25 protein-coding genes are annotated in these 25,924 nt (G+C 52.6%); 3 read left to right on the top strand and 22 right to left on the bottom strand.

Features of this window, described 5'->3' with window-relative positions:
• Positions 1-23: 23 nt before the first annotated feature.
• Entirely contained in the window at positions 24-905 is an 882-nt protein-coding gene (gene xerD, locus BS639_RS14060) for a site-specific tyrosine recombinase XerD (protein ID WP_055773177.1), read from the bottom strand.
• 155 nt (positions 906-1,060) lie between these two features.
• On the opposite strand from xerD, the gene fldB reads away from it, so the two are divergent.
• Positions 1,061-1,579: a flavodoxin FldB gene (gene fldB, locus BS639_RS14055; RefSeq protein WP_055772698.1), complete on the top strand. Its 519-nt coding sequence runs from the start codon at positions 1,061-1,063 to the stop codon at positions 1,577-1,579.
• Positions 1,580-1,620: 41 nt separating this feature from the next.
• Here the strand turns inward: fldB and BS639_RS14050 are convergent, their stop codons facing one another.
• On the bottom strand, positions 1,621-2,085 hold the full coding sequence (locus BS639_RS14050) for a protein YgfX (protein WP_055772695.1): 465 nt from the start codon (positions 2,083-2,085) through the stop codon (positions 1,621-1,623).
• Positions 2,066-2,332, bottom strand: coding sequence for an FAD assembly factor SdhE (sdhE, locus tag BS639_RS14045; protein WP_055773174.1), 267 nt, complete (start codon positions 2,330-2,332; stop codon positions 2,066-2,068). Before sdhE ends, BS639_RS14050 begins: the two co-directional genes overlap by 20 nt.
• Positions 2,333-2,650: 318 nt before the next feature.
• On the opposite strand from sdhE, the gene ygfZ reads away from it, so the two are divergent.
• Positions 2,651-3,643 (top strand): tRNA-modifying protein YgfZ, encoded by a 993-nt coding sequence (gene ygfZ / locus BS639_RS14040; RefSeq protein WP_084983397.1) that lies wholly within the window; start codon positions 2,651-2,653, stop codon positions 3,641-3,643.
• A gap of 106 nt (positions 3,644-3,749) precedes the next feature.
• Here ygfZ and BS639_RS14035 read toward each other — a convergent pair whose 3' ends face one another.
• The gene (locus tag BS639_RS14035) at positions 3,750-6,179 is read right to left on the bottom strand and encodes a M60 family metallopeptidase (RefSeq protein ID WP_084983396.1); all 2,430 of its coding nucleotides are present in this window, start codon (positions 6,177-6,179) and stop codon (positions 3,750-3,752) included.
• A 196-nt stretch (positions 6,180-6,375) separates the two neighbouring features.
• Positions 6,376-7,023 (bottom strand): PAQR family membrane homeostasis protein TrhA, encoded by a 648-nt coding sequence (gene trhA, locus BS639_RS14030; RefSeq protein ID WP_055772686.1) that lies wholly within the window; start codon positions 7,021-7,023, stop codon positions 6,376-6,378.
• 300 nt (positions 7,024-7,323) lie between these two features.
• Between trhA and BS639_RS14025 the strand changes: the two genes are divergently transcribed.
• On the top strand, positions 7,324-7,932 hold the full coding sequence (locus BS639_RS14025; protein WP_084983395.1) for an HD domain-containing protein: 609 nt from the start codon (positions 7,324-7,326) through the stop codon (positions 7,930-7,932).
• A gap of 57 nt (positions 7,933-7,989) precedes the next feature.
• On the opposite strand, the gene BS639_RS14020 is transcribed toward BS639_RS14025, so the two are convergent.
• The 17 genes from BS639_RS14020 to BS639_RS13940 all read right to left on the bottom strand — a co-directional run bounded on the left by BS639_RS14020 (position 7,990) and on the right by BS639_RS13940 (position 25,868).
• A complete protein-coding gene (locus tag BS639_RS14020; protein ID WP_055772681.1) occupies positions 7,990-9,297 on the bottom strand; it encodes an ABC transporter substrate-binding protein in 1,308 nt (435 codons plus the stop codon).
• Positions 9,290-10,399 (bottom strand): ABC transporter ATP-binding protein, encoded by a 1,110-nt coding sequence (locus tag BS639_RS14015; RefSeq protein ID WP_173882099.1) that lies wholly within the window; start codon positions 10,397-10,399, stop codon positions 9,290-9,292. The genes BS639_RS14020 and BS639_RS14015 overlap by 8 nt, the downstream gene beginning before the upstream one ends.
• Complete coding sequence (locus tag BS639_RS14010) at positions 10,399-11,226, bottom strand: phosphodiesterase (RefSeq protein ID WP_055772675.1); 828 nt, start codon at positions 11,224-11,226, stop codon at positions 10,399-10,401. The genes BS639_RS14015 and BS639_RS14010 overlap by 1 nt, the downstream gene beginning before the upstream one ends.
• Positions 11,227-11,235: 9 nt before the next feature.
• Positions 11,236-12,138 (bottom strand): carbohydrate ABC transporter permease, encoded by a 903-nt coding sequence (locus BS639_RS14005; protein WP_084983393.1) that lies wholly within the window; start codon positions 12,136-12,138, stop codon positions 11,236-11,238.
• Entirely contained in the window at positions 12,128-13,000 is an 873-nt protein-coding gene (locus BS639_RS14000) for a carbohydrate ABC transporter permease (protein WP_084983392.1), read from the bottom strand. Before BS639_RS14000 ends, BS639_RS14005 begins: the two co-directional genes overlap by 11 nt.
• Before the next feature lie 94 nt (positions 13,001-13,094).
• Positions 13,095-14,039 (bottom strand): ribokinase, encoded by a 945-nt coding sequence (locus tag BS639_RS13995; protein ID WP_084983391.1) that lies wholly within the window; start codon positions 14,037-14,039, stop codon positions 13,095-13,097.
• Complete coding sequence (gene alsK / locus BS639_RS13990; protein WP_084983390.1) at positions 14,036-14,983, bottom strand: allose kinase; 948 nt, start codon at positions 14,981-14,983, stop codon at positions 14,036-14,038. Before alsK ends, BS639_RS13995 begins: the two co-directional genes overlap by 4 nt.
• A gap of 15 nt (positions 14,984-14,998) precedes the next feature.
• Positions 14,999-15,679 carry a D-allulose 6-phosphate 3-epimerase gene (alsE, locus tag BS639_RS13985; RefSeq protein ID WP_055772662.1) on the bottom strand — a complete coding sequence of 227 codons (681 nt, stop codon included), beginning with the start codon at positions 15,677-15,679 and terminating at the stop codon, positions 14,999-15,001.
• A 71-nt stretch (positions 15,680-15,750) separates the two neighbouring features.
• Complete coding sequence (locus BS639_RS13980) at positions 15,751-16,806, bottom strand: ABC transporter permease (RefSeq protein ID WP_055773171.1); 1,056 nt, start codon at positions 16,804-16,806, stop codon at positions 15,751-15,753.
• 77 nt (positions 16,807-16,883) lie between these two features.
• The gene (locus BS639_RS13975) at positions 16,884-17,873 is read right to left on the bottom strand and encodes an ABC transporter permease (RefSeq protein ID WP_084983389.1); all 990 of its coding nucleotides are present in this window, start codon (positions 17,871-17,873) and stop codon (positions 16,884-16,886) included.
• Entirely contained in the window at positions 17,866-19,401 is a 1,536-nt protein-coding gene (locus tag BS639_RS13970) for a sugar ABC transporter ATP-binding protein (protein WP_055772656.1), read from the bottom strand. The genes BS639_RS13975 and BS639_RS13970 overlap by 8 nt, the downstream gene beginning before the upstream one ends.
• Before the next feature lie 2 nt (positions 19,402-19,403).
• Entirely contained in the window at positions 19,404-20,387 is a 984-nt protein-coding gene (locus tag BS639_RS13965) for a substrate-binding domain-containing protein (RefSeq protein ID WP_084983388.1), read from the bottom strand.
• Between the two features lie 95 nt (positions 20,388-20,482).
• Positions 20,483-21,334, bottom strand: a complete 852-nt coding sequence (locus BS639_RS13960) for a DeoR/GlpR family DNA-binding transcription regulator (RefSeq protein ID WP_055772651.1) — start codon at positions 21,332-21,334, stop codon at positions 20,483-20,485.
• Positions 21,335-21,710: 376 nt separating this feature from the next.
• Positions 21,711-23,039, bottom strand: coding sequence for an MFS transporter (locus BS639_RS13955; protein ID WP_055772649.1), 1,329 nt, complete (start codon positions 23,037-23,039; stop codon positions 21,711-21,713).
• A complete protein-coding gene (locus BS639_RS13950) occupies positions 23,036-23,680 on the bottom strand; it encodes a DUF4286 family protein (RefSeq protein ID WP_055772646.1) in 645 nt (214 codons plus the stop codon). Before BS639_RS13950 ends, BS639_RS13955 begins: the two co-directional genes overlap by 4 nt.
• Before the next feature lie 78 nt (positions 23,681-23,758).
• The gene (locus tag BS639_RS13945; protein ID WP_084983387.1) at positions 23,759-25,114 is read right to left on the bottom strand and encodes an amidase; all 1,356 of its coding nucleotides are present in this window, start codon (positions 25,112-25,114) and stop codon (positions 23,759-23,761) included.
• A gap of 43 nt (positions 25,115-25,157) precedes the next feature.
• Positions 25,158-25,868 carry a DUF2848 domain-containing protein gene (locus BS639_RS13940; RefSeq protein ID WP_084983386.1) on the bottom strand — a complete coding sequence of 237 codons (711 nt, stop codon included), beginning with the start codon at positions 25,866-25,868 and terminating at the stop codon, positions 25,158-25,160.
• Positions 25,869-25,924: the final 56 nt, after the last annotated feature.

The raw sequence follows: 25,924 nt of genomic DNA, 5'->3' as shown, positions 1-25,924 counted from the left end.
TACGTCCTTTGTTATCCCTCGGATCACGCACGAGGGTGATGTTGTTGATGTAGCTGCTTTAAACGCTCCGTTGCTACATGAGTATAAATTTGCGTGGTCGACAGGTCACTGTGGCCCAAAAGCATCTGCACGACACGTAAATCTGCGCCGTGGTTCAACAAATGTGTGGCAAATGCATGCCTTAACACGTGCGGCGACAGCCTTGCAGCATCGATACCGGCCAGCACAGCATAATGCTTAATCCGGTGCCAAAAGGTCTGACGGGTCATTTTTTGACTGCGATTGCTGGGAAAAACAATATCCAGCGACTGGCCGTTCATCAACCAAGGTCTGCCGTGCTCAAGATAGTTTTCCAGCCAATAGACTGCCTCTTCTCCCAACGGCACCAGCCGCTCCTTGTCACCCTTACCAATAACCCGCACCACACCCTGTCGCAAACTAATATCGCTCAGTGTAAGTCCCACAAGCTCGGAGACGCGTAGCCCAGTAGCATACAGCAGCTCGAGCATAGACTTGTCTCGTAACTCTAGAGGAATATCTGTACTGGGGGCCGCGAGCAGCGCTTCAACCTGCGCTTCACTGAGGTCTTTAGGCAGCCGCTGTGGCAGTTTGGGCGACGAGAGCAACGCCGTTGGGTCATCATCACGCAGCGACTCACGATTCAAATACTGAAAGAAACGTCGCATCGCACTGAGCAAGCGCGCAGAACTGGTCGCCTTGTAGCCGCCCTCAACGCGCTCGGCAAGGAAGGATTGCAACTCAAGCGCCTGAACTTGAAGCAGGTCTGTCTCATGATGGTCCATCCACATCAGCAGCGACTTCAGGTCTAGACGATAGGACGCCAGCGTGTTTTCGGCGAGGTTTCTTTCAAGCCACAGCGCGTCGAGAAACTGTTCGACCAGCATTTGGCCATCGTCTGGTTTAGGCACATTTTCTCCTTTGTCCTGTTTCCAGGGTGGGCCGAGGGTGAAGGTAATACCCGCGCATTATGCCTTAATTTGGCACAAATCTGGTACACTGACCGCCATTCATTGATCGACTAAGTACGGCAGCAAGCATAATGAAGATTGGTCTTTTCTATGGTTCAAGCACCTGTTACACCGAGATGGCGGCTGAAAAAATCCGCGAAATTCTGGGTGAAGACCTGGTGGATCTGCACAATTTAAAGGATGTCGACCCGGCTAAAATGGAGGAGTACGACATTTTGATTCTGGGTATCCCCACCTGGGACTTCGGTGAAATTCAGGAAGACTGGGAAGCCGTATGGGAGAGGCTTTCGACCCTCAACCTGCGTGGAAAAATCGTTGCTATGTATGGCATGGGCGATCAACTGGGATACGGAGAATGGTTCCTGGATGCGCTAGGCATGTTACATGACCGCCTATTGCCGCTTGGTGTACAGTTTATCGGATTTTGGCCGATTGAAGGCTTTGAGTTCACCAGCCCGAAACCGCTCAGCGCAGACGGTAAGCACTTTGTCGGCCTGGCGCTGGACGAAGTCAATCAGTTCGAGCTGAGCGAAGACCGGCTGCAGGAGTGGTGCGACCAAATTCTACTTGAGATGGACGCCCTGCTCTAAGTGTTCACGCAGAGTTTGCCCTCCGCCTTGTGACTGAGTCACTAGAGCGGAGGGGGATTTTTGACCGGTGCCACATCACGTTTGCCCGTAAGCAACACCTGCCTCAGATGCCGCCACTCCTCCTGACTCATGCTGTCTGAAGCCAGCCAAAGCTTGTTCTTTTTTCCACGAAGCGCTTTAAACCAGCCGCGCGGCGTGTGTTCTCTCTTGAGCGATAACAAAATACCGCTGTCGATCATCCACACCGGTTGTTTAATTTTCCACTCCTGCTTGCGCCACAGGAGCCTATCTTGCGCCAGCAGGCTGATTTCGCCGTGACGTGCGCTGATACGACGCTGACTACGTATCGCCTGAGATACGACAATAACCAGTAAAACCAGCCAGATAACCCAATCTTCAGGCGGCCAGGGCGTGAGTAAGATGGCTAAAATTAGAATGCCATGAACTGCCAACGAGAAAAGTTGGCTACGCCACGACACCCTTAAATCACATTGCCACAGGGCCACGGTCTTTATTTCGCGTTTGAATCAGGTTAACCATACGCTTCAACTCCACATCGTCCGGCTCACCGTAATTCATTAACCAGTTAAACAAGTCGGGGTCGTCGCACTCCAGCAAGCGGGCAAATTGCTGTTTGTCCTCATCACTCAGGGTATCGAACTCATAGTTAAAGAACGGCATGATAGCCATGTCGAGTTCTTTCATGCCGCGGCGGCAAGCCCAGTGGATGCGTGATTTGTTATTTATATCCATGGTGCTGATATCCATATAAATGCTCTTTTTAACGGAATGGCTCATCATCAACGTAACTGTACAAGGGCGTTCATTTTTATCATTCAGCCTTGATTCTACCAGCCCAGTCTGTTCTCGCGTAACTATTCAGTGTAAGGATGTCACACGATGTTCATTTTTGGGTAACGTGCCGCAAAATAGCAGGTCGTGATGGTAACGACTAAGCAATCGATGCGAGACGTACCGTAAACAGTATCAATAAGTGTTTTCAAAGCGGGCCAGCTCTTTTACCATGCCTGTATACCTCCCTAAATCAGCAGCACAGGATTAGGAAATATCATGGCGTACAAGTATCCGTTTCCCCCGCAGAAACCTGCATCTTCATCGCATCTTCCACTGACCATTATGTCGTTGGAAGACTGGGCGCTGGTCACTGTGACCGGTGCTGACACGCTCAAATACCTACAGGGTCAGGTCACTACCGACGTTGAGAAGCTCGCGCCCGACTGCCACGTGCTTTGCGCGCACTGCGATGCCAAAGGCAAAATGTGGAGCAACATGCGTCTCTTCAAGCGCGGCGACGGCATGGCGTTTATTGAACGTCGCAACCTGCGCGACAACCAGATGCACGAAATGAAGAAGTATGCGGTGTTCTCAAAAATCACCTTCACCGCAGACGACGACGTCGTGCTGCTTGGCGTGGCCGGTTTTCAGGCCAGCGCGGCGCTGAAGAGTATTTTCTCAACGCTGCCGGATGCTACCCATCAGGTTGTTCAACAGGATGAAACAACGCTGTTGCACTTTACCCTGCCTGCCGAGCGTTATTTAATTGTAACCAGCCCCGAGAAAGCACAGCAGATTACACAAGAAATTGGCGAACAGGCGCAGTTAAACGATAGCCAACAGTGGCTGGCGCTGGATATTGAAGCAGGTTTTCCGGTGATCGATACCGTTAACAGCGTACAGTTTATCCCGCAGGCTACCAATATTCAGGCACTGGAAGGCATCAGCTTTACCAAAGGCTGCTATGCCGGTCAGGAGATGGTAGCACGTGCGAAATATCGCGGTGCCAACAAGCGCGCCCTTTATTGGCTGGCGGGCAAGTCAAGCAAAGTGCCTGCAGCGGGCGATGACCTTGAACTGCAACTGGGTGAAAACTGGCGTCGTACCGGCACCGTGCTGGCGGCAGTTCAGCTTGGTGATGGCTCAGTGTGGGTTCAGGCGGTGCTGAACAACGATTTGAATACCGACAACCTGCTTCGCGTGCGTGATGAGGCCTCAAGCTCTCTGCGCATTCAGCCGCTGCCTTATTCGTTGGAAGAAGAGAAGTAAGCAACACCGACCGCTGGCTACAAGGAGTTTGCACCTTGTGACACGTCTACTTCCCGCAGACAGAATAGAAGACTCTGTTTGCGGGAAGTAAGCGCCTGAGTGCAGCTTATTTACAGGCTGCGTGCATGTCCTTCGCGCCCATCTCACGCCAGACCCCGAACGTGCCATCAGAACCCGGTATATTCCCCACTGTCCACCAGCCGTTAAACCACTCTTTGCCCTGATAAGAGACTTTCACACAAGGTTTAGGATAGGTTTTTGATCGGTCCCAAGCGGGTACTGTGCTAGTGACTTCGGGCTGTTGCGTCATGCTCACTGCACGAGTGGCATAGGCTCCCTTAACATCTGTTACCGTGACTTCAAAACTATAAAGCGTTTTTTGGCTCACGGCTGAAAGCTGCGCAGTTGACTGCAATTTATTAGGTGAACCGAGGGACACGGTCGGTCCTGCAACCTGCTTCCATCGGTAGATTAACTTTTCACCCTCTGGGTCATAACTGCCTGAAGCACTTAGGGTAATTTTCCCCGCACCCGTAAGGCTTGTCGGATTAACAGAGGCATGAGCAACAGGAGGTAAATTATCTGGCTCGCCCACGACGGCTTTTTCGACTTTCAAAACGAAATCATCAAAATGAACGTCTGACATTTCTCCGCTTTTTTTAGTTGCCTGAACCTGCACGGCTAACGTTGCGCTGTCCGCAGGCAACGCCATGACAATATGATTGTCTAACCACTTATTTCGAATACTTTGGGTATCAACCGCTTTTGTTTGCAGCGTATCGCCCTGCTTGTCGCGAGCAATAAGGCTTACCGTGCCGAAATCACCATCTCCCCAGCTGTTACTTTTAAAGCTCAGAGTGGCCGTTGACTCTCCCTGGCTTACCGTTGCCTTATCCAGGCTAATACTTTGGGTCATTTGGTCCTGGTGTGCATAATCTGCGGCCCTGTCACTTAGGCGGGCAGTAAAGAAATAACTCCCTAGCGCAGGCTTGATTCCGTCCTGGGTTTTGACGACTCTGAATTGCCCTTGATCGAGACGCCAATGTGATAAATCGCCGCTTTCTGCACTCGCATTTTGCAATTTTGCCGAAAGGGGTTTTTCAATGCCTTGTGAAAGATCATAACGTATGTTGCTGTCTCTATTATCCCAAATTGGAACGTCTAGTTTTTTAAGGTCAAGTGTGCCAAGACTCTTCTTCGTCTGTTGGGTTATCGGCAGGCCCCATTTATCAAAGAAAGGCGTCAGGTCGTAGCCAGAAAGGCGGCTTGTTTCCAGAATAAAACGCTGAACTTTTTCATCTGAATTAGCAGGTTGCTGCTTTTGCGGTATTTCACGGTAAACCTTGCCAAGTCGAGCATAAAAATCACTGCCAAAGGTCAGATCAAGCTGCCAGAGCATCGCGACTTTGGTGAATAGGCTATCGAGATTGTGATAATCGCGTTTGGATTGATTCAGATAGGGGAAGACATCTTCATCCCAAGATCTGCCAGATTCCAGCCTTGAGGCCATGCCCATTTCACGCTGGACGTAAAGTGAGGTCAAATTCACCACCACTTCGGTCATGTTGCCCCCACCCGCCGAGGTTCCCCAATCAATCGGGATCATCTGGAACTGATGTCCCAGCTCATGCCAGCCTCCCCAGCCTTCATCGCTGGTCAGGAGTTTATTATTAACAATGTCTGCTATTGCGTCCTCGGTACAGGCTTGCATCCGCCAGGAGCTCGAGTTCATGTACCCCCCGCAGTTGTCATTATTGGTCACGCCGGGCAAAGATATGCCGTCTAACCAGTGGAATCGGTGACGAATACGCTGGTGCGGGCTGTTTGTACTTTCTTCGGTCAAACCGTACTGATTTTCAGCAAGCGTAACAATTTTGTCCCAATTTTTAAGCATCTCCTCCGGGCCATTTGAGCCAATGTGTTTCAGGGCTTTAGCACCGCGCAGGGTGATCATCATTCGCTTACTGACTAATTCGACGTAGGGGATATCTTTAAATTGACTCAGCATCTGCTGATAGTCTTGGGCGCTGTGCTGATTCAAAACAAAACGAGCAAAGGGTTTCGCACCTGAGAGGATGTTTATTTTGATATCACCGGTAATTGGCGCGTGATAATTAGCGATATAAATGATGCCGCTTTTTTCCGAAGAGAAAGTATTGTCACCCTGTTTCAGCGCCTTTTTGAATGCGTGCCTATAGTGAGTGGTTCTGTCATCAGGTGTAGTAACAAAAAACTCCAAAGCCGGTGTTAGACTCCCCCCTTGATGGTTGACATTAATCTTCACAGTCTCGCCTTTTTCCACCCAGAAACCGGTGGATTGCAAAGGCGTTTGATCATGCCAGCGGTACTGTTTTTCGACCATGTTCGGTTCGCCAGGCTGGTCTAAAACAAATTGACGAGGAGATTCGATTGAGCCGCGCATCTCTGCGAGCAAAGGTGAGGATTCTGCCGACGTATTTGCAGCGACCGTGGCGGGATAGAGACAAAATAAAGAAACGGCCAAGGCCGAGTATTTGAATAAGGTCCGTTTAGACATAACTTCCTTCTTTATATTTACATTTTGTAATATTTAGACATAAAGATAAGCGAAGTTATGTTCAGAACATTCCCGAGTGAGCCGAGAATAGTAGTTTAAAAATAGAGAAAGATACCTACACAGCACAAGAGGCTCTGTAGGTAATGATCAGAAGAGATTTTTATCAAAAGTACCTGTTTTTTCTAACCTACCTGCGTTATCTAACGTAATAGTAGATAGCCAGAAAATGGCAGAAACAGCCACCAAGCACAAAGCCGTGCCAGATTGCATGCCCAAATCGAATACGCTTCGAGGCATAAAAAATAACCCCCAGCGTGTAAATAATGCCCCCCGCAGCCAGCAGAATGACACCACCGTGAGAAAGCTTCATCGCCAGCTGATAAATCACAATCAGCGACAGCCAGCCCATGGTCAGGTAAATAATCAAAGACAACACTTCAAATCGGTGGGCAAATGCCAGCTTGAACACCACGCCGAAAGCGGCAATCGACCAGATAACGACCATTAATCCGTTTGCCAGCGGTGAATCCAAGCCCACCAGCAGGAACGGCGTATAGGTGCCGGCGATCAGTAAATAAATGGCGCAATGGTCAAGTTTTTTAAGCCAATACTTGGCTTTTTCATGCGGGATCGCGTGATAAAGCGTGGATGCCAAAAACAGCAGGATCATGCTTCCGCCATAAAGGCTGTAGCTGGTAATAGCCATGGCGCCCGCATTGGCACCCACCGCCTGTACCAGTAAAAGCACCAGACCCACTATGCCAAAAATTACGCCAACGCCGTGACTGAGGCTATTGGCAATTTCTTCCGCCCACGGATATCCCGGTGGTGATACTTTAACCATACGTTGAGACCCTCGAGACCAGAAAATACACAATTTAACTGCAACGGCACTGTATATGAGATCAATTCCAGTGTACACGTGTAAGCTTAAATATTGTATAAAGCGATGTAACGAAGGCTCAGCCATCTTTACAATCCACGGGATACTCATGCGATTCCCGGTTAAAAATTTTTAATGAATCGTGGCTTAGAACATGATTTTTTTGCCTTTTAGCCGTATCGTACTCAATACAATGCATTCAAAATGCAGGGTTAAAGGATTTTTCTGAAACAGCCGTCTCTAAATGACTAAGGTGTAATTATGTCCGTAGCCTCTCCGGCACTTAATTTCGGCCCGATGACCGAAGTTTTTCAATTTCTTATGGAAATCGATAAATTGAAAAGCGTGCAACGCCGTACCAAAGTGTTAGGTACACAGCGTCAGGAAAATTCGGCGGAGCACAGCTGGCATTTCGCCGTTGCAGCCATGAGCCTTGCGCCCTTCGCGGAAAAAGATATCGATATCCAAAAAGTGATCCGCATGGCACTGCTGCACGATATCGTCGAAATTGATGCGGGTGACGTACTGGTTTATGACCTAGCGGCACGCGAAGCCGTACACTCAAAAGAAGTTGAAGCGGCTAATCGCCTGTTCGGCATGCTGCCTTCACCGCTGAATCAGCAGTTTCTAGCGCTGTGGAATGAGTACGAGGCGGGTGAAACGCCAGAAGCCCGCTTTGCGCTAGTCATTGATCGCGTTCTTCCGGTGGTGATGAATCTTAATAATAAGGGCCAGAGTTGGGTGGAGAACAACATTCGCCTGGAGCAGGTGCTTTCGCGCAACGCGTTTATCAGCGAAGTGAATCCACTGCTTTGGGAACACCTGCTGGTACATCTGAACAACGCCCACGAGCAGGGCTGGCTGAAGTAGTTTTTCATGAGTAATAACCCTCCCAGACTTTAACAGCTCTGGGAGGGTTGATGATTTTTATTTAGGCAGACTCAGCGCGGTCTGCTCATTGTAAGGTTTCATGATTCCGTCAGCCTGCTTCTGCGCCTCGGCTGCTGCCGCTTCCGGCGTCAGTTTGGCATCGTTCATCAGAGCACCCAGCTGGTTTTCCATCGCCTGACGCACGGCAACAGTTTCATAAGTGGCATACCACGGCATGGCATACTTAAGCTGTTGCAGGGCAACCGCAGCCCGCGAATCTTTGGCAATGTAGTCCTTCATCTCTGGCGTATCGTAAGACGCGATACGTGGTGAGAAGTAGCCGGTGAATCGACTCCAGCTGCCGTTCACTTTCGGGCTGACCAGATACTGCAGGAAGGTGTAGGCCGCTTTTTTCTGCGCGTCAGAAATGCCCTTGAAGCTGACCAGACTCGCTCCACCGATAGTCACTGCATTACGCACTTCCTTCGGCATCATCGCCACGCCCAGCTCGAAGTCTTTGGTGTTTTCACGCATAAAGCCCAGCGCGCCGGTACTGAGCATGGTCATACCCAGTTTGCCTGAGAAAAACGCCGCACTGATTTGTTTCGAATTCAACACGCCTTCCGGCATCACTTTGTCGCGATACACCAAATTCTGCCAGAAACGCAGCGCGCCAATGGTCGAAGGCTGGTTGTAATACACTTCGCCCGGATAGTCGGCGTTGTAGTAGTTACCGCCGTTGGCGCGTGTGAGTGCAGAGAGTATCCAAGCGCCGTAGTCATCATTGGTCGACGGCAGCATAACGCCCCACTGCCCTTTGGTCTGATCGGTGAGCTTTTTGGCATCGGCCAGCAGCTCGGCCCAGTCGGCCGGTGGATGATCAATACCGGCCTTCTTAAACATGTCTTTGTTGTAATACAGAATCGGTGTCGAGTTGTGGAACGGGATCGCGTAAGTCACGCCGTTAACCTGGGCATTTTGACGCATCGCAGGCCAGAAATTTTGAGTCAGGAACGGCGTCGCCTTTTCATTGCCGTATTGGAACAGTTCGTCCATCGGCAAAATTTCATTTTTAATCGCCAGATCGGCGGTAAAGTTGGCCGACATAATCACCAGCGCCGGTGGCTCGCCCGATTTTGCCGCTGCCTCGGCCTTCACCTTCGTGGTGTCGTAGTTGCCCGTGAAAATGCCGCGCACTTCCACGTCATTCTGCGACTGGTTGAACTCTTTAATGACCCGCGTCATTTCCATTGTCAGTTTGCCATCGACCGGCGCGGGGAACATAAAATCAATACTCTGCTTGGCTGATACGCCGCCGGCGGTCATCATCGTGACCGCCAAGGTGAGCGCCTTAATATTACGCATGCTGCATCTCCCGGTGTAAATTTAGCTGGTTTTGGCCTGAAAAAAGGTGAATGTCCTGCAAAGAAAAACTCAACGTAACCTGTTGATTAGCCTGTGGTGCATTGCCACGGTTTTCTCTCAGGTAACGCAGTGCGCCGAGCGAGGTTTGGGCATGATTGAGATAGTCCGCTCCCAGCAGTTCGCAGTAAGTCAGTGACGCGTTAAGCATAATTCGTCTGCTATCGTCGCCATTGAGTGGGGTAAAGCGGGCATCGTCTTCGATATGCTCGGGTCTGATGCCAAGATAAACCTCGGTCAACTGGCGTGCGTGGGCGGTATCGGGCAGGTGAACGGCCTGGTTATCGACCATCACCACGCCATCGCGGCAAGGCAGTTTGAAAATGTTCATCGCCGGTGTGCCGATAAATCCGGCAACGAACAGATTGGCTGGATGGGCATACAGCGTTTGCGGCGCGCCGATTTGCTGTAAATGACCGCCGTTAAGCACCGCAATGCGGTCGGCCATCGTCATTGCTTCCATCTGGTCGTGGGTCACGTAAACGGTGCTGGTTTTCAGCTGTTGGTGCAGTGTCATGATACCGTCGCGCACTTCGGTTCTCAGTCGTGCATCCAGATTCGACAGCGGTTCATCCATCAAAAAAAGTTTAGGGTCACGCACAATAGCCCGCGCCATCGCCACGCGCTGGCGCTGGCCGCCGGAAAGCTTGCCCGGCTTTCGGCCCAGCAGCTCACCTAACTGCAGCAGGTCTGCCACTCTATCGACTCTCGCCCGATGCTGCGACTTGGGTTCGTTGCGCATGCGCATGCCAAAAGTAATGTTCTGCTCAACAGTCATGTGGGGGAAAAGCGCATAGTTCTGGAAGATCATCGAAAAATTACGCTCGCGCGGCTCAAGGTCGGTGATATCGCTTCCGGCCTGTAAAATACGCCCCTCGCTGACCTGTTCAAGACCGGCCAGCAGGCGCAGCAGCGTACTTTTCCCACACCCTGAAGGCCCCACCAGCACCAGAAATTCGCCGTCGGCGATTTCCAGCGACAGGTTATTGACCGCCATACTGCCTTCAAACTGTTTACTGACGTTCTCCAGACGAATGCTCGACATTATTTTTCATCCACCGGGCAACTGATATTGGCATCGTAAAGATAAGGTCCCGGATACTGCGACAGCGGGTGCAAATAGCTGACTAGACCCGTTTTATCCACCAGGCGGTGCATCAAACAGGCGGCAGGTTCAAGGTTATAAAACGGTGCCGGATTCTCATGATAGTAAGGCACCTGATGCACCGTGCCCGGAATGGTAGTGATGATCGCCTGACGATACTGGGTGAAAATCAGCCGGTGGGTGTGACCACAGAAAACGCGACACAGCGACGGGAAACGCTCGATCAGCGCCAGCAGCTGGTCGCCGTTTTCACAGGCAATGCTGTCCATCTGCGCCGAGCCAAGCTTCATCGGCGGATGATGCATAAACACCGCCGTCGGTTTATCGCCGCCCTGCTCCAGCTGCGCCTCAAGCCAAGACAGCGTTTGTGGCGTTAACCACCCTTTTGATTCACCCGCCAGGCTGGAGTCAATAAACAGCAGGCGCATGTCGAAATCATCGACCGCATAGTGCATGTTTTGCGGATCCGTCCCCAACTGCGGGCACAGTGGCCCCATTGCTTCTAAAAACTGCGCTTTGTCATCGTGATTGCCCGGAATGATGTACAGCGGGTAACGCAGATTTCCTAGCGTATGGCGAGCAACGTGGTATTCGCTGGCTAGACCGCAGTTGACGATGTCACCGGTGATAACAACCGCATCTGGGCGTTCTTCCAGCGCATTGAGCTGGCTGACCACTTCAGCATTGCAGGCATTGACGTCGATAAAGTCATACAGTTTGCGGCCGTGGCTGCGAAAATGCATGTCGGAAATTTGAGCTAAAAACATGGAAACTCCTTATTTAATGCCTGAAAAACCGAAGCTTTTAAGGAACTGTTTCTGAAAAAGAACAAACGCCAGCATCAGCGGGAAGCACACCATCAACGTGCCTGCGGTAATTAATCCCCACTGCCCACCCGACTCGGCGCCCATGGCAAACGACACCAGACCTACGGTCAGTACCTGTTTGTCGGGATCGTTAAGCACCATCAGCGGCCATAAATATTCGTTCCAGTGATAGGTGATACTGACGGTGGCGAACGCTAAAATAGCGGGCCACGACATCGGAATAAGTACGCGGAACACCACCTGCCACCAACGACAGCCTTCCATTAACGCCGCTTCTTCAATTTCACGCGGGATAGCAAGAAACGCCTGACGCATCAGAAACACGCCAAAAGCCGACGCGAAATACGGCATCATGGTGCCGGTCAGCGTATTGAGCAGGCCTATTTGTTTGAGGATCATCATATTGGGCACCATCATGATGACCGGCATGATCATCAGTTGGATAAGCAACAGGTAAAACAGCGCCTGCTTGCCGCGAAACTCGTGATAGGCAAACACGTAGCCTGCGGTGGTGATAGTGACCAGCTGAACCAAAAAAGTGCCGAAGGAGAAGAACAGCGTATTGGCATACAGCCGCAGCCAGTCGGCGCTTTCCCAGGCCTGTTTAAAGTTGTCGAAGGTCAGAGGAAAACGCGGCAGCATAGAGGCCATGTTGGGCGAGAAGCTGCTTTCGCTAAAGGCCGATGAGAGCATCCAGATAAAAGGCGTCAACCACAGCAGCGCCGCACAGCACAGCAAAATTGGCAATGTCATACGCGAAGTGCGACGCAGCAGCAGTGAACCTCGGCGCGCACCGGTCTGACTGCCGACGGATTTTTTCAGCAACGGCTGAGGGGTAGTTTCAACGCTCATGGTGGGCTCCTCTTTCCAAAACGCGCAGATTAAGAACCGAGAAGGCAAACAGCAGCAACAGAGTGATAAAAGTGGCGGCGGAGGCCTTGCCTAGGTCGTGCGTATCGTTAGCGAGGCTTTGAATGTAGTAAAGCAGCACCGTGGTCGCGTTATTCGGGCCACCCTGTGTCATCACCGCCACGTGGTCAATTTGGGTAATGGAGTAGATAAGCGCAATGGTCACCACAAAGCTTATCGTCGGTCGCAGCAGCGGCAGTGTGATGTAAAAAAATACCTGCGTGCGCGACGCGCCTTCCATCAGCGCGGCTTCGCGGGCCGATGCTGGAATAGACTGCAATCCGGCCAAGAAAAACAGCATGTAGTAACCGGCAAATTTCCATACGCCAATCACGCTCAGTGCAATCAGCGCGCTGTTGCTCATGCCGAGATAGTTGTTGTTCATCGGACCAAAAAATTTGGCAAGATAGTAGTCGAGCAGGCCCATTCCAGGCATAAAAATAAACAGCCACAGCGTTGCGGCACTAACCAGTGGAATGATCATTGGGAAGAAAAAGGCAGTGCGCAGCCAGCGATTGAGCGAGGTATTTTCCCACAAGGCCACCGCCAATAGCAGTGCCAGCACAATACCAGGGATCACTGTCATCAGAATGTAGGCGAGATTATTGAGCAGAGCGCGCCAAAAGACGGCGTCTTCAAACAGGCGCTGATAGTTTTGCAGGCCGACAAAAGGCGGGTTGGTGCTTGCCATACGGCTGTCGAACAGGCTGTCCATCGCCGAACGCAGCAGCGGGAAATAGGTAAAGGCAAACAGAAAGACCAGAGTCGGCAGTAAAATCAGGTAAGGGAAAATCTTGTGTCGCATCGCTATTTTTCCAGCGGGTCTTAATAGGATGCTTACCCTAGTCTTTCTGTATTTCAGTAAAATGTCAGTTATGTGATTGTTTATTACTCAAATGTTACTGAACAATCTGCTTGATTGCGGTTGACTGCCGTGCCAGCGCTTCCTCATAGGTTGGCATTGAAGAAGCCGCACCGGCTCTTTCTACGCAAACTGACGCATAGGCGGAGGCAAAGCTCGCCGCATCGACCAACGCGACGCCGCTGGCAAGCTGGGCAGCCAATGCGCCGTTGAAGGCATCGCCCGCGCCGGTGGTGTCTTTAGGCACAGCGGCGAAGGCAGCAACCAGCTGGGTCTGCCCAGCCACGGACAGCAGCGCACCCTGAGTACCAAGCGTGATAATCAGCGCATTAATCCCTTTACCGTGCAGCACCTCCGCCGCCTGCTGGGCAGAAGAAACATTTTTCACTGTGATACCGGTCAGCAGAGTGCATTCGGTGGCATTGGGCGTCAGTAAGTCAACTTTTGCCAACAGCGCATCGGAAACCGGCTGGAAAGGGGCCGGGTTCAAAATGATGTAAGTGCCAGCTTCGGTCGCAATATCAATAACTTTCTCAATCGCTGGAAGATTGTTTTCCAACTGAGTGAGCAGAATGTCAGCGGCGGCGATAGCGGGTCGGCATGACTCAATTTCATCCTGCGTGAAGGTCAAATTGGCACCAGGATCGACGGCAATCATATTTTCTGCATCGACACCGGCGACGTAAATAAGCGCGTTGCCGGTGGGGAAATCGGCAGTAGAAAACAGCGTAACTGCGTCAAACCCGGCACTGTCGAGATGGCGACGGGCAAAAGTGCCAAAATCATCGCGCCCGACTTTACCGATGTAATGCACCCGTGCACCCGCACGCAGCGCCGCAACCGCCTGGTTGGCACCTTTGCCTCCCGCACCCATCATGCTGTTGTGTGCAATCAGCGATTCGCCGGGCTGCGGAAAGCGTGACATTCCCGCCACGATGTCCAGGTTGAAGGACCCTAATACGCAGACTTTGCCTTTTTTCATGCCTTTCTCCTTACTGGCATTTCCATGCCGGAACTCTGTGGTTCACAACGTTCAAAGTCTCGCTGTGCGGCCAGACAGGCACCACGGCAGCCGGTTTCATCCGTCACACCGCTTTGCACAATTCGCAGGCCGTTTGCCGGCTCTGGGCCACGCAGATGGCTGCGGATTTGCTGCTCAAGCCGCTCACTTGGGAATCCGCTCATGGCCAAAACGCCGCCGCCCAGCACCAAATATTGTGGGTCGAGAATGTTCATTTCTGTGGCAATCGTGCGCCCTAATCGGTCAACAAACGCCAATAATTCCGGATGTTTTCCGTACACAGTAAACAAGTCGGCGAAGGCGGTATCTGCGGCGTGTTGGCGTTTCCACCCTGCTAGCCAGTTGCCTGAGGTCAGCGTTTCAACGCAGCCTACTTTTCCGCACGGGCACAGCGCCGGATTACCGTCCAGAGGAATATGCCCCAACTCACCGGCCGCGCCGTGTGCGCCGTGATAAAAGTCCTGATTGAGCCACAAACTGTTGCCCAGACCGGTGCCTAAATATACGCCAACCGCCACGTCAGGCAAGGTCCCAAGACGGCTTAAGTCCCACCACATAAGGTGGTTAACATCTTTGTCCATCACCACCGGCAGACCCAGTTTCGCCGATAGCAATCGCGCCACCGGCTGGTCGTCCAGCGCCGGAATAAACGGCAGGGACAGCACGGTTTGGCGGTCACGCGAGAGAATTCCTGGCAGACCCAGCATCACTCTGACTACCTGTCCGGCACGGTCCGTCTGCTGTAAATAATGGCTAATAAGCTGCTGTAGCCCGTCGAGCGGGTCACTTAGGCCAGCCCATGACTGGGTCGCCACTTTTTTGTATCCGTGAAACTTTTGATTGCCGTCCATCAGCATCAAACGGGTGTTGGTGCCGCCAATATCTACGCCGAGAAAACAGTGCATACGGCTCTCCTGCCCTTAGGCTGCCTGACGTGCCTGACGCATCTGATCGAGCATTTTGTCCCACGCCTTATCCAGATCTTTATCTAGATTGAATAGACCGGAGGTGCCCACAATTAACACTTCTGCCCCCGCGCCCATCAGATCCTGATAAGTGCGCTCGTTGCAGGATCCATCAATCTCGATCAAATACTTATAGCCGTGCTGTTGTTTCAAATCGCGCAGCTGGCTGACTTTGTTGAGCATTTCGGGAATAAATGGCTGACCGGCATAGCCCGGATCCACTGTCATGATGGTGATTTTATCCAGCAAGTGAATATAGTGCTGAATGAACTCAACCGGCGTGGCCGGGTTAAGCACAATGCCCACTTTCTTGCCAAATGAGCGGATCTGATTGATCACGCGGAAGGCATCTCGGTTGATGGTTTCGGCATGAGGACAGATATAGTCGGCACCGGCTTTAGCGATCGCCTCGATAAAATCAGTAGGATTTTCAACCATCATATGAACGTCGAGTAGCAACTGAGTGTGTGGGCGGATCTGCTCAATAAAGAACGGCGACAGGGTGATATTTTTCACATAATGTCCGTCCATAATATCGATATGCAGCATGTCAGCACGGCGATTGAGCACGGAAAGCTGCTCTTTGATATCAAACAGGCTCATACACATTAATGAAGGCGAAATTTTGTATTCCATAGCGTTTTCCTAAGGGCCCCAGAGGCCGAGGTTCAAGATAAGTGTCGGTATTGATGCGTTTTTAATCATGCTCAGAGCTGAGCAGCACGCGCCTTGGCGGCACTGCGCCGGCTGGCTCGCTGCTGGAGATAGCGGGTGCGGAAGAATTTCACCGCCAGCACCACAATCAGCACCACGCCCCACATCGCCAGGCTAAAGTGCGGGCTGACATTGAGCAGATTGAGTCCGGTGGCAATCACCTGTAGAACAATCAGCGACAGCACCACGCCGCTGACCTTGCCGAAGCCGCCAAACGGGTCGGTTCCGCCGAGAATGATCGCCAGCACGGTCAGCAGTAAATAAGAGTCGCCGTAGCCCATGCGTGCCGAGTTAAACCGCGCCATCATCACCAGACCGGCAATCACGCACAGCATGCTCGAGAGCACGTAGATGGCGATTAACACGCGGTGGGTGTTCACGCCGCTGAAATGGGTGGCATTAATGTTGCTGCCGCTCATGTAGATGTATTTCCCCAAACGAGTGCGCTCAAGGAATACCGAGATAACTACCGCAGTGGCCAGGAAAATAATCAACGGTACCGGCACGCCAAACACGGTTTCTGCGCCGATAAAGCGCACGATGTCCGGCATTCCGCTCAGCGCCGCACCGCGTGAAAGATAGATACCAATCCCGTTAACCATCGTCATGGTGGCCAACGTCACCAGAATCGGATGCGCGCCGATATAGGCCACCAGTGCGCCAGTCAGCATGCCAATCACCAGTGCCAAGACCATCGCGCCGACCAAGGCAATCGTCAGCCAAACGGCCTGCATCAGCATGCTGGCATCCGGCGGCAGATAAGTCATAAACACCCAGGCCATCAGCAGGCTGGTGAGGTTCGCGGTGGCGATAATGCACAGGTTTAAACCGCCACTGAGGATAGGAATAAACATCGCCAGCGTCAGTAGGCCCAGTTCAGGCAGTTGGAAGGCCACGCTCATGAAGGTCGCGTCACTAAAAAAGCGGCCCGGCATGGCGATACTGAAACCCACCACCACCAGAACCAGCAACAACATCAGCCCTTTATTGGTCGCATCAACTTTGAAACGCGGAAGCTGAGGCGTTTTACTGTCAGTTTTTTCTCTCATTAACAGACTCTTGGATTTAGCAAACATGGCGGCATTCCTTAAATATCAGCAAAGACGGGGATCAGAAAAAACGGACATCAGGCAAAGCCAACGTCGGTTTCTTTGCGTTTTTTGTAATGCGTAATCGTAATAGCCACCACAATGACCCCGCCGATCACCACGTTCATAAAGTAATTGGAGACACCAATAAGATTCAGGCCGTTTTTTAGAATGCCGATCAGGAACACGCCCATCAGCGTGCCAACGACACTTCCTTTACCGCCGTTAAGGCTTGCGCCACCCAGCACCGCTGCCGCCAGCACGTCTAGCTCGCCGCCAACCAGCGCATTGGGCACCACTTCCCCGACGCGGTAGACCTGCACCAACCCGCCTACCGCCGCCATCGCCCCTAAATACCCATAGGCAAACAGATGGAGCAGGCCAACGCGAATACCGATACGGCGTGCCGATTCCTGATCACCGCCCACCGCAAACAGCTGGCGTCCGAGGTGCGTTTTGTTGAGCAATACCCAGGTCAGTGCGGCCACCAGCAGCATCACCACTATCGGTAGGCCAATCTGGTAATGTTCTGCCCCCACGCTAAACGGCAACACTTTGAGCGGCGTCACCAGCCAGTCAGGCAGGTCATAAAGGCTGGTACCTTTGGTGAGCCACATCAGCATGCCAAACAGCAGCGACTGCATGCTGATGGTCACAATGATAGAAACGATGCGCAGGCAGTAAATCAGCACCGCATTCACCATGCCCAGCGCAGTGCCAATCGCCACCGCCAGCACAATGCTCCCGAGCGGATTGCTCATGCCGTAGCTGATGGCGAGCGTCGCGATGATGTACTGCACTACCGAAGCGACAGCGGCGAAGGAGATATCGATGCCGCCGGTGACCAACACCACGAACAGGCCGAGAGCGAAAATACCACTGACCGCGTAGCTTTCGCTGAGGTCCAACAGATTGCGCAGCGTTAAAAATTGGTTGCTGAGCACGGAAAAAATCACCACCAACGCCAGCAATACCCAGGCCAGATAACCTTCGTTACTGGACGGTTTAAATCGTTTTAAATTAAGCATTCACCGCCTCCGCAAGCTGCTGCTGAGTTATTCCGCGAGGGAAATATTCGCCCATCACCGTACCTTCACTAAAATGCAGCACACGATCGCAGTTGAAATACACTTCTGGCACTTCGTCAGATATCAGCAAGATAGAGATCCCTTCCGCCGCCAACTGATGGATCAACTGGTAAATGCTGGCTTTGGCCCCCACGTCGACACCCACGGTTGGCGAGTCGAGGATCAGGATCTTCGGCTGCGTCAGTACCCATTTGGCGAGCACGATCTTTTGCTGATTACCGCCGGAAAGCGTGGAGATCGCCTGATCCGGATCGGCCACTTTGACGCCGAGTTTTTCGATCCACTGATAGACGATTTTGTTTTTGCGGTATTCGTCGATCAGATGAAAACGACTGCGTAGTTGATCCATAATGGCCAACACGGTGTTGTCCCCCACCGACTGCTGCTGCACCAGCCCTAACGTCAGCCGATCTTCCGAGACGTAACCAATACCGGATTTAATCGCATCCTCATGACCGCGAAAACGTACCGGTTTGCTGTCAAGATAGATTTTTCCGCTGTCAGGCTTGGTCATGCCAAACAGACTCAGCGCCAGCTCGGTGCGCCCTGACCCAAGAAGCCCGCACAGGCCGAGCACTTCACCCTGATACAGTTTAAGATTGACGTTGTGATACTGATCAGCACGGCTGAGATTATCGAGCTCGAGCATGATGCGTTCGTCATGCTGGTTAGCAGCCTTCAGCGCGTAGTTGAGTTTCAGACCGGTCATCAGCTCGGTCAGTCGTTCACTGCTGACCTCAGACGCCGGGAAGGTGCCCACTTTTTGCCCGTCGCGGATAACCGTTACGCTGTCCGAAATTTCAAGCACTTCATCAAGACGATGACTAACGAACACCACGCTAATCCCTTTCGCTTTCAGGTAATGCACGGTGCGCAGCAGTTGATTCACTTCGGTGCGAGTCAGCGAGGCGGTTGGCTCATCCATAATCACCAAACGTGCATCGGCCACCAGCGCACGGCAAATGGCGACCTGCTGGCGTTGAGCAATCGGCAGCGCGGCCACTTTGCTGTCCAGGTCCAGCGTGAAGTTCAGCTCGTCGAGAATGCGCTTTGCGGTTTGGCGCAGACGGCCCGGACGATACCAGCCGAGCAGTCCGTGCAGGTTGTGTTCAAAAGCAATATTTTCGGCGACGGTCAGGTTCGGGAACAGCGACAGGTCCTGATAAATCACCTGAACGCCAAAGCTGCGTGCCTGATCCGGCGTCAGTCGACTAAAGGTCTTGTCGCCGAGTGAAATTTTGCAGCCATTATCGGGCTGGTAGACCCCCGAGATAACCTTGATGAGCGTGCTTTTTCCGCAGCCGTTAGTCCCGGCCAGACAGTGCACTTCGCCCGGCATCAGCCGCAGAGAAATATTATTTAACGCACGCTGTCCGCCGAAGGTGACTGAAAGATTTTCGACGTCGATTAACGGACGAACGTCTTCAGCGCCTGAGGTGTCATGTTGGAAAATCTCGGAGATCGCCATAATTACAGCCCCATTTTGACCAGTTTCGGCAGATTTTCTTTGTCGAGACTTTCGGTACGATTACCCACAATGGTGTGAGTCGTTTCATCGACCTTCACCTTGCCCATACCTTCAATGTCCATGCCGTCAGTGATTTTCTCGCCTTTAGAGATCATGCCGGCGATACGAACAAAGATTTCACCCGCGACCATTGGGTTCCAAATGTAGCCGCCGGTAATGGCACCGCTTTTAACTAGCGAAGACCCCTGACCCGGACTGAATGGCCCAAATACGCAGATATCACCGGCTTTACCGCGGTTAAGCACCGCACGGCCCGCGCCAATAGGGCCTTGTGAACCAATCGCCAGAATGCCTTTCAGATCGGGATATTTGGACATCAGATCGTTAGTGGTGCGGATGGTGTCATCCAGAGATTCTGCGACACCAAAGCGGTCACCCACCTGATGCATATTCGGGTAATGTTCCTTCTGATATTTCACGGCGGCATCGGCCCAAGTTTTGTGCACCGGTACCGTCAGGCTGCCGACGTAGATGGCGTAACTGCCGGTTTCTTTCATACATTTCGCCAGCGCAATCATGTGATTAATGCCGTGCTGTTGCGCATCGACCATCTCAAAATCCCAGTTGGCGTATTTCTGATCCGGTGATTCATGGGTGATGACTTTGATACCGGCGTCACGCGCGCGTTTAAGCACCGGCTCAAGCACCTTGGCGTCGTTTGGCACCACGCCAATGATGTCGACTTTCTGAGCGATCAAGTCTTCAATCGCGCGCACTTGCAGCGCCGGGTCAGCGCCGGTTGGGCCGACCTGCCAGGCATCAATGCCCTCTTTCGCCGCTTCCTGTTTAATGCCGACTTCCATAGCGTTGAACCACGGATTACCGCCCACTTTAACCACGACCCCCATGCGAATTTTGTCGGCGGCGTGCGCCGAAATAGAAAGGAAAGCGGCTGCAAACAGGCAGGCAAGTACAGTTTTCTTCATGTTTTTTACTCCACAAATTGTCAGTTTTTTACCGCAGTCAGTGGCTCACCACGGCTGTTATTGTTGTTGTGACTTATAGGTAAGATGTTTTTTGTTTAAACAGGAGATGAATCTCCCCGGTGTGTCTTGACGCTAACTTGCTTGTTTCTAACCGGGGCAACCTCAATCACATTGACGTTGCTCCAGGCCAATTCCTGACGGAATTCATCGTCCTCCAGCGAATCGGTGATCAGCGTGTCTATCTCTCGATAGTGGCAAATGCGGGCAAAGGATCGGCGACCAAACTTGCTGGAATCGGCCAGCAGAATTTTGTGTTCCGACGACAGCAGCATTTGCTGTTTCAGCCGGGCATGGTGCTCGTTGCTCTCGCGGATCCCACCTTCATGGCTGATGCCGTGACAGGAGAAAAACAGCTTGTTAATCACGAACTCTTTCAAGATTTTCTCGGCCAGTACACCGATGAAGTCTTCATATTTCGCCGAATATTCACCGCCCAGCCCGATAGTTTTAACGTTAGCCTTAGCAGCCAGGGTCTGAATGATATGCAGCGAGTTAGTCAACACGACCAGCTGGATGTCGGGCAATTGCCGCGCTAAAAACCAGCTGGTCGAGCTGCTATCGAGCAGTAAACAGTCGCCGGGATTAATCAGCGCCAGTGCCCGTTTAGCAATGCGGGTTTTCTGGTCCGGCGCCTGGTTACTGCGTTCGCGAAATGATTCACCCTGCTCAATCTGCGCCGGCACATAGAGCTTTTCGCTTTCGTGCTGCTCGACAAATACCGCGCCTCCGTGGCTGCGCAACAACGCGCCGCGTTTCTCCAACAGCGCGAGGTCACGGCGAGCCGTTTCAAGCGATATCTGGCACAGTGTGGCAACTTCTTGAACCAGCACCCGACCACGTTGGCTAAGGATTTCGGTAATAAAGCGATGACGTTCAACAGGCAGCATTTTTTTCCCCTTCCCGATAGTGAATAAGATACGCAACCGCAAGCTTTCTGAATGCGCGTTGCTTCATAGCGGGCCACGCGGTCTTATCGCCGCGCTCGCCGTGTGATATTTGTCAAAAAAAAATGAGATAAGGTGAAATGGTAAATTCAAGATCTGTGGCGGGGCCTGCATTAAATCGCTTTCAAGGTTGCAAGTTGTCACGAGTGTTTCAGCAAACGGTCACAATTCCTCGGTCCAATCAGTGACCGAGCGTGACCGTTTGTGTGGTGTTGCCCGAATTCGGTCATCCTGAAGGGGTTTTATTTGAATAAATAAAAAGCGACCGCTAAACGGTCGCTTACACAAGGAGTGACGGGAATATAACGAGGTCGGACTTTTATAGCGGTTTTTTGGCCGTCTCCTTGGCGGCAAACACGGCCAACAGAGTGATCAGCAACGTCAACGTAACGTAGCATGAGACCGCCAGTGTCGTGTTGTACTCTTTAAACAGCGTGGTAATAATCAGCGGTGCAAAGCCTCCGCCAACAATCCCTGACAGCGTGTAAGCCAGCGACGAACCGGCATAGCGCACGCGGGTTGGGAACTGCTCGGTGACAAACGCCGCCTGCGGCCCGTACATAATGGCGTGAACCTGTAAGCCGCCGATCACCGCCAGGCAGATAAGCACCGGATGCGCGCTGTCGAGCAACATAAAGAAGGCGAATGACCAGACGATCGCCAATGCGGCCCCCATAATATAAACCGGACGGCGTCCCCACTTATCCGAGAGCGCACCAAACATCGGCACAGTAATCGCGTTACCCAGCGCACCGAGCATAGTCGCCGTCAGCGCCAGCGGTCGCGGCAGGTGCAGAACAGTCGTGACGTAGGTCAGCGTAAAGACCACCACCAGCGCATAAAGCACGTCTGAACCAATACGTGCACCACCGGCCACCAATAGCGGGCGAAAATGCTGGGTGAACACTTCTTTAATTGGCGTGTGGGTGGTGTTTTTCGTCTGCTCCAATTTAAGAAAAGCAGGCGTCTCGCCTACGCCACGGCGCAGCCACAGCCCAAAAACAACCAGTACTAGGCTTAATACAAACGGAATGCGCCAACCCCACAACAGGAAGTCATCGGCCGACAAAAATACCGTAACCAGTGTGATCAGTCCGGTACCAATCAGTGTGCCGCAGGAAGGGCCTACCTGTGCAAACGAAGCGTTGCGGCCACGCTGTTCTGGCTTGCCGTGTTCCATAGACAGCAGCACGGCACCGGCCCATTCTCCACCCAAGGCGATACCCTGAATAAAGCGCAGACTGACCAGCAATAACGGGCTCCAAATGCCCCAGGTTGCGTAGCCGGGCAGCAGACCCATTAACGCCGTAGTGACGCCCATGATCACCAGCGTTGTCACCAGCACGAACTTTCTACCCAGCACATCGCCTAAATGACCAAACACCATGCCGCCGATTGGCCTTGAAACATAGCCTACCGCGTAGGTCGAAAACGCCAGAATAGTGCCGACCAGTGGATCAAACGAGGGGAAAAACACGTGGTTAAAAATCAGCGCCGCCATGATGTTGTAAACAGTAAAGTCATACCATTCCAGCGCAGTGCCTATTGAACTGGCCGCCGCAAGACGCCCTGTCTTTGGTGGCGTGTATTCATCCTTGGCGGTATTTGGGGGCAAAACCTTGGAATTATCGGTAGAAGAAAGACTCATAATTTCAACTCCTGTGCGGTAAGTTGCCAGCCGAGGCTATAGTGCAGCACGTCAGCCAATGGAAGGTTTAACGCGTGGCAGGCGTGGGCGGCCAGACGCTGTGAGGCTTCGGCGCTGCTGCTTTCAATCAACATCATAGGGAGCAACTGCCGGTTTTCAGGAGACTCTTTCGGCAACGGCGTACTGAGCGCAGTATCCGGCGTCAACAGGCTTGAATGAATGAAACCAGCATGAGCAAAAAGCGTATTCCCCAGCTCGGCGATTTGGTTTTCCAACGAGCCAACGGGCAGAGTCACAATGGCCAGATGACTGCCGCTGCCCAAACCTACCTGCGCGCTGATGGCACAAACGCGACGCATCGGTGACTGCATTTTTTGCAGATTAGCCACCGACCATTCCGTTTGTCGCGTGAAGGCGGCGTGATACGCAGCGGAGGTGAAACTTTCCAGCGATTCGGTTTTATACAGGCCAAGGTATTGGCGTCCGCCCTGCAAAGACTGATAGCGCGTACCGGAAAGAAATCCTTCAATACGTACGCGCTCTTCGACGTGTTCGCGATCGTACCATTGGTTAAAGTCCGCCTCGTCCTGCGCGGCGACGTCGGTGGCGACAAAAAGCATGCCCTGATTTGAAGAGTTCATCATTAATCCTGTCGTTTTCCAGAGTGGGAGTGAATGTGTGTTAAGTCATTGCTTTTGATACTTATATATTTGTTATTTTTAAACTTTAAGGCAGCGTTCTATTTCCAACGTCCAGCTCATTAGCGCCTCGTCCTGCATCGGCAGTGCAGCCACCATCAAACCCACCGGTGCATCACCTTGTGCATGACAAGGTAGCGACACCGCACAGCCGTCCAGGAAGTTAATCACCGACGGATTGCGCAGCGCCGCGCCATTAACACGGAAATAGGCCTCTTCGTCGGCTTCCAGCTCGACAATCGTGGGAGCAATAAAAGGCACAGTCGGCATTAACAAGGCGTCATACTGTTGGACCTTGCTACTGACGCGCTGCTGCCAGTCGGCACGCTGCTCGACTAAACGCTGGCGATCGCTTTCACCCAGCGGCTCACCGCGGCGGATGCGTGACACCACGCGCGGGTCATAGTCGTTGGCACGTTGTTCGATAAGCGGTTTGTGCCAGGCCCATGACTCCAGTGCGGTAAAGCCACCGGTGGCGTTAATGGTGGCCAGCTCGGCGATTTCTGTTAGAGGAATTTCAGAAACCTTTGCACCGGCCTGCTTAAGCGCCTGTACCGCATGCGCGAAAGCAGTGGTCACCTGTGCGTCTAGGCCGTCGAGCACGACAGTCTGGGGAATCGCAAAATGCGCGTCGGCGAGCTTTTTTACCGTCAGCGATAGAGGCCGATGCGCGATTGCAGCGTCCAGCGCAACGCAGCTCGCCACGTCTTGGGCAATAGTTCCCACTGAGTCTAAAGAGCCGGAGAGTGGCAACACGCCGTCCATCGAAATTCTGCGCGCCGTGGGTTTAAATCCGGTAAGGCCACAAAACGCTGCCGGAATGCGCACCGATCCACCGGTGTCACTGCCGACTGCGCCAAAACACATGGCATCGCTGACTGAAACGGCGGCACCGGAGGATGAGCCACCCGGAATGCGGCGCGAGTCGCGATCCCACGGGTTCGCAGGCGTACCGTAGTGCGGATTAATGCCGAGACCCGAGTAGGCAAATTCGGTCATATTCGTTTTTCCCACTATTACGGCACCGGCTTTGAGCAGTAAGTCGACGATGGCGGCATGCGAGGGGGCGACAGGCATATCGGCCAACACACGTGAGCCGCCGGTGGTCGCTTCACCTTTTACGTCAAACAGGTCTTTAATCGAAATCGGCACGCCGTCGATAGGTGAAAGTGCAGCCCCTGAAGCCCGGCGCTGCGCGGAAGCCGCCGCCTGTTTACGCGCCCACGGGGCATAAACGTGGGTAAACGCCAGCGCGCCTTCACCCTCAACGGCGTTGATATTGGCCAGCGCCTGCTCGGTCAATTGCTCTGCGGTTACGTTGCCGAGAGCCAGTTGTTCAATCGCCTGATGCAGGCTTAAAGAGAGGTGAGAAGTCATTGCGATGCTCCCAGTTCAACATACGTCATGATTAGCGGCGCGATTAGGCGACGACGGGTAATTCAATACTTTGATAGGTATGGCTAATCGTGCGGCCTAACTGTTCATCCACCAATTCCATACGGAACTCTGTTGCAGGACGAATGCCACCTATCGCCGAAACGGTGCCACAGGTCATGCCCAGACCGTCGGCCGGAACTTCGCCATTGTTCAAATAGCGGTTCAGCAGGTCATCGGGTTTACGCAGGCTAGACAGCGGGCCTTCCTGATATAAACGGAACTCGCCCTCCTCTTTTATCCAGGCGCGCAGAACAAGCTGGTCCCAATGCTCGGCCACTTCACTCATGCGCCAGGCCACCGTGGCCACCGGTTTCACACACAGCTGTTTGGAGAGCGCCACACTGTGGGATTCCAACTCGCGATCGGTGTGGTCCGAAGCCAGTGAAACGTACAGCTCACCTTGATGGGTGAAAATAAAGACTTCTGCCTCGCCAGAGCTGGCGGTTCCAATGACTTCTACCGATTTATTTTGTGTCAGTTGGTTAGCCGCAACGCGATAGAACAGCGGCACTGCACTTGGGCGGGGCACACCCAGGACTTCCAGCTCACTAATATGGTGCATGATGGCTTCAGGATCGCGCCCGGCCCATCCTGCAATAACCAGCCTGTCTATCTCGACCTCAAGGCTTGCTGCGCTTGGGCTGGCAGGCTTTTCAGTGGCTAAAATGGCAGGCAGACTAAAGGTAAGTTTCATCGGGTAAATCCTCTTTATTGCATTCTTTTTAAAAACACAGTGAAATTTCACTATAA

The sequence above is a fragment of the Rouxiella silvae genome, from assembly GCF_002093625.1.
Classification (GTDB): domain Bacteria; phylum Pseudomonadota; class Gammaproteobacteria; order Enterobacterales; family Enterobacteriaceae; genus Rouxiella; species Rouxiella silvae.
Note: the sequence above shows the minus strand (reverse complement) of the source record. Positions and strands in the feature narration are given on the sequence as shown.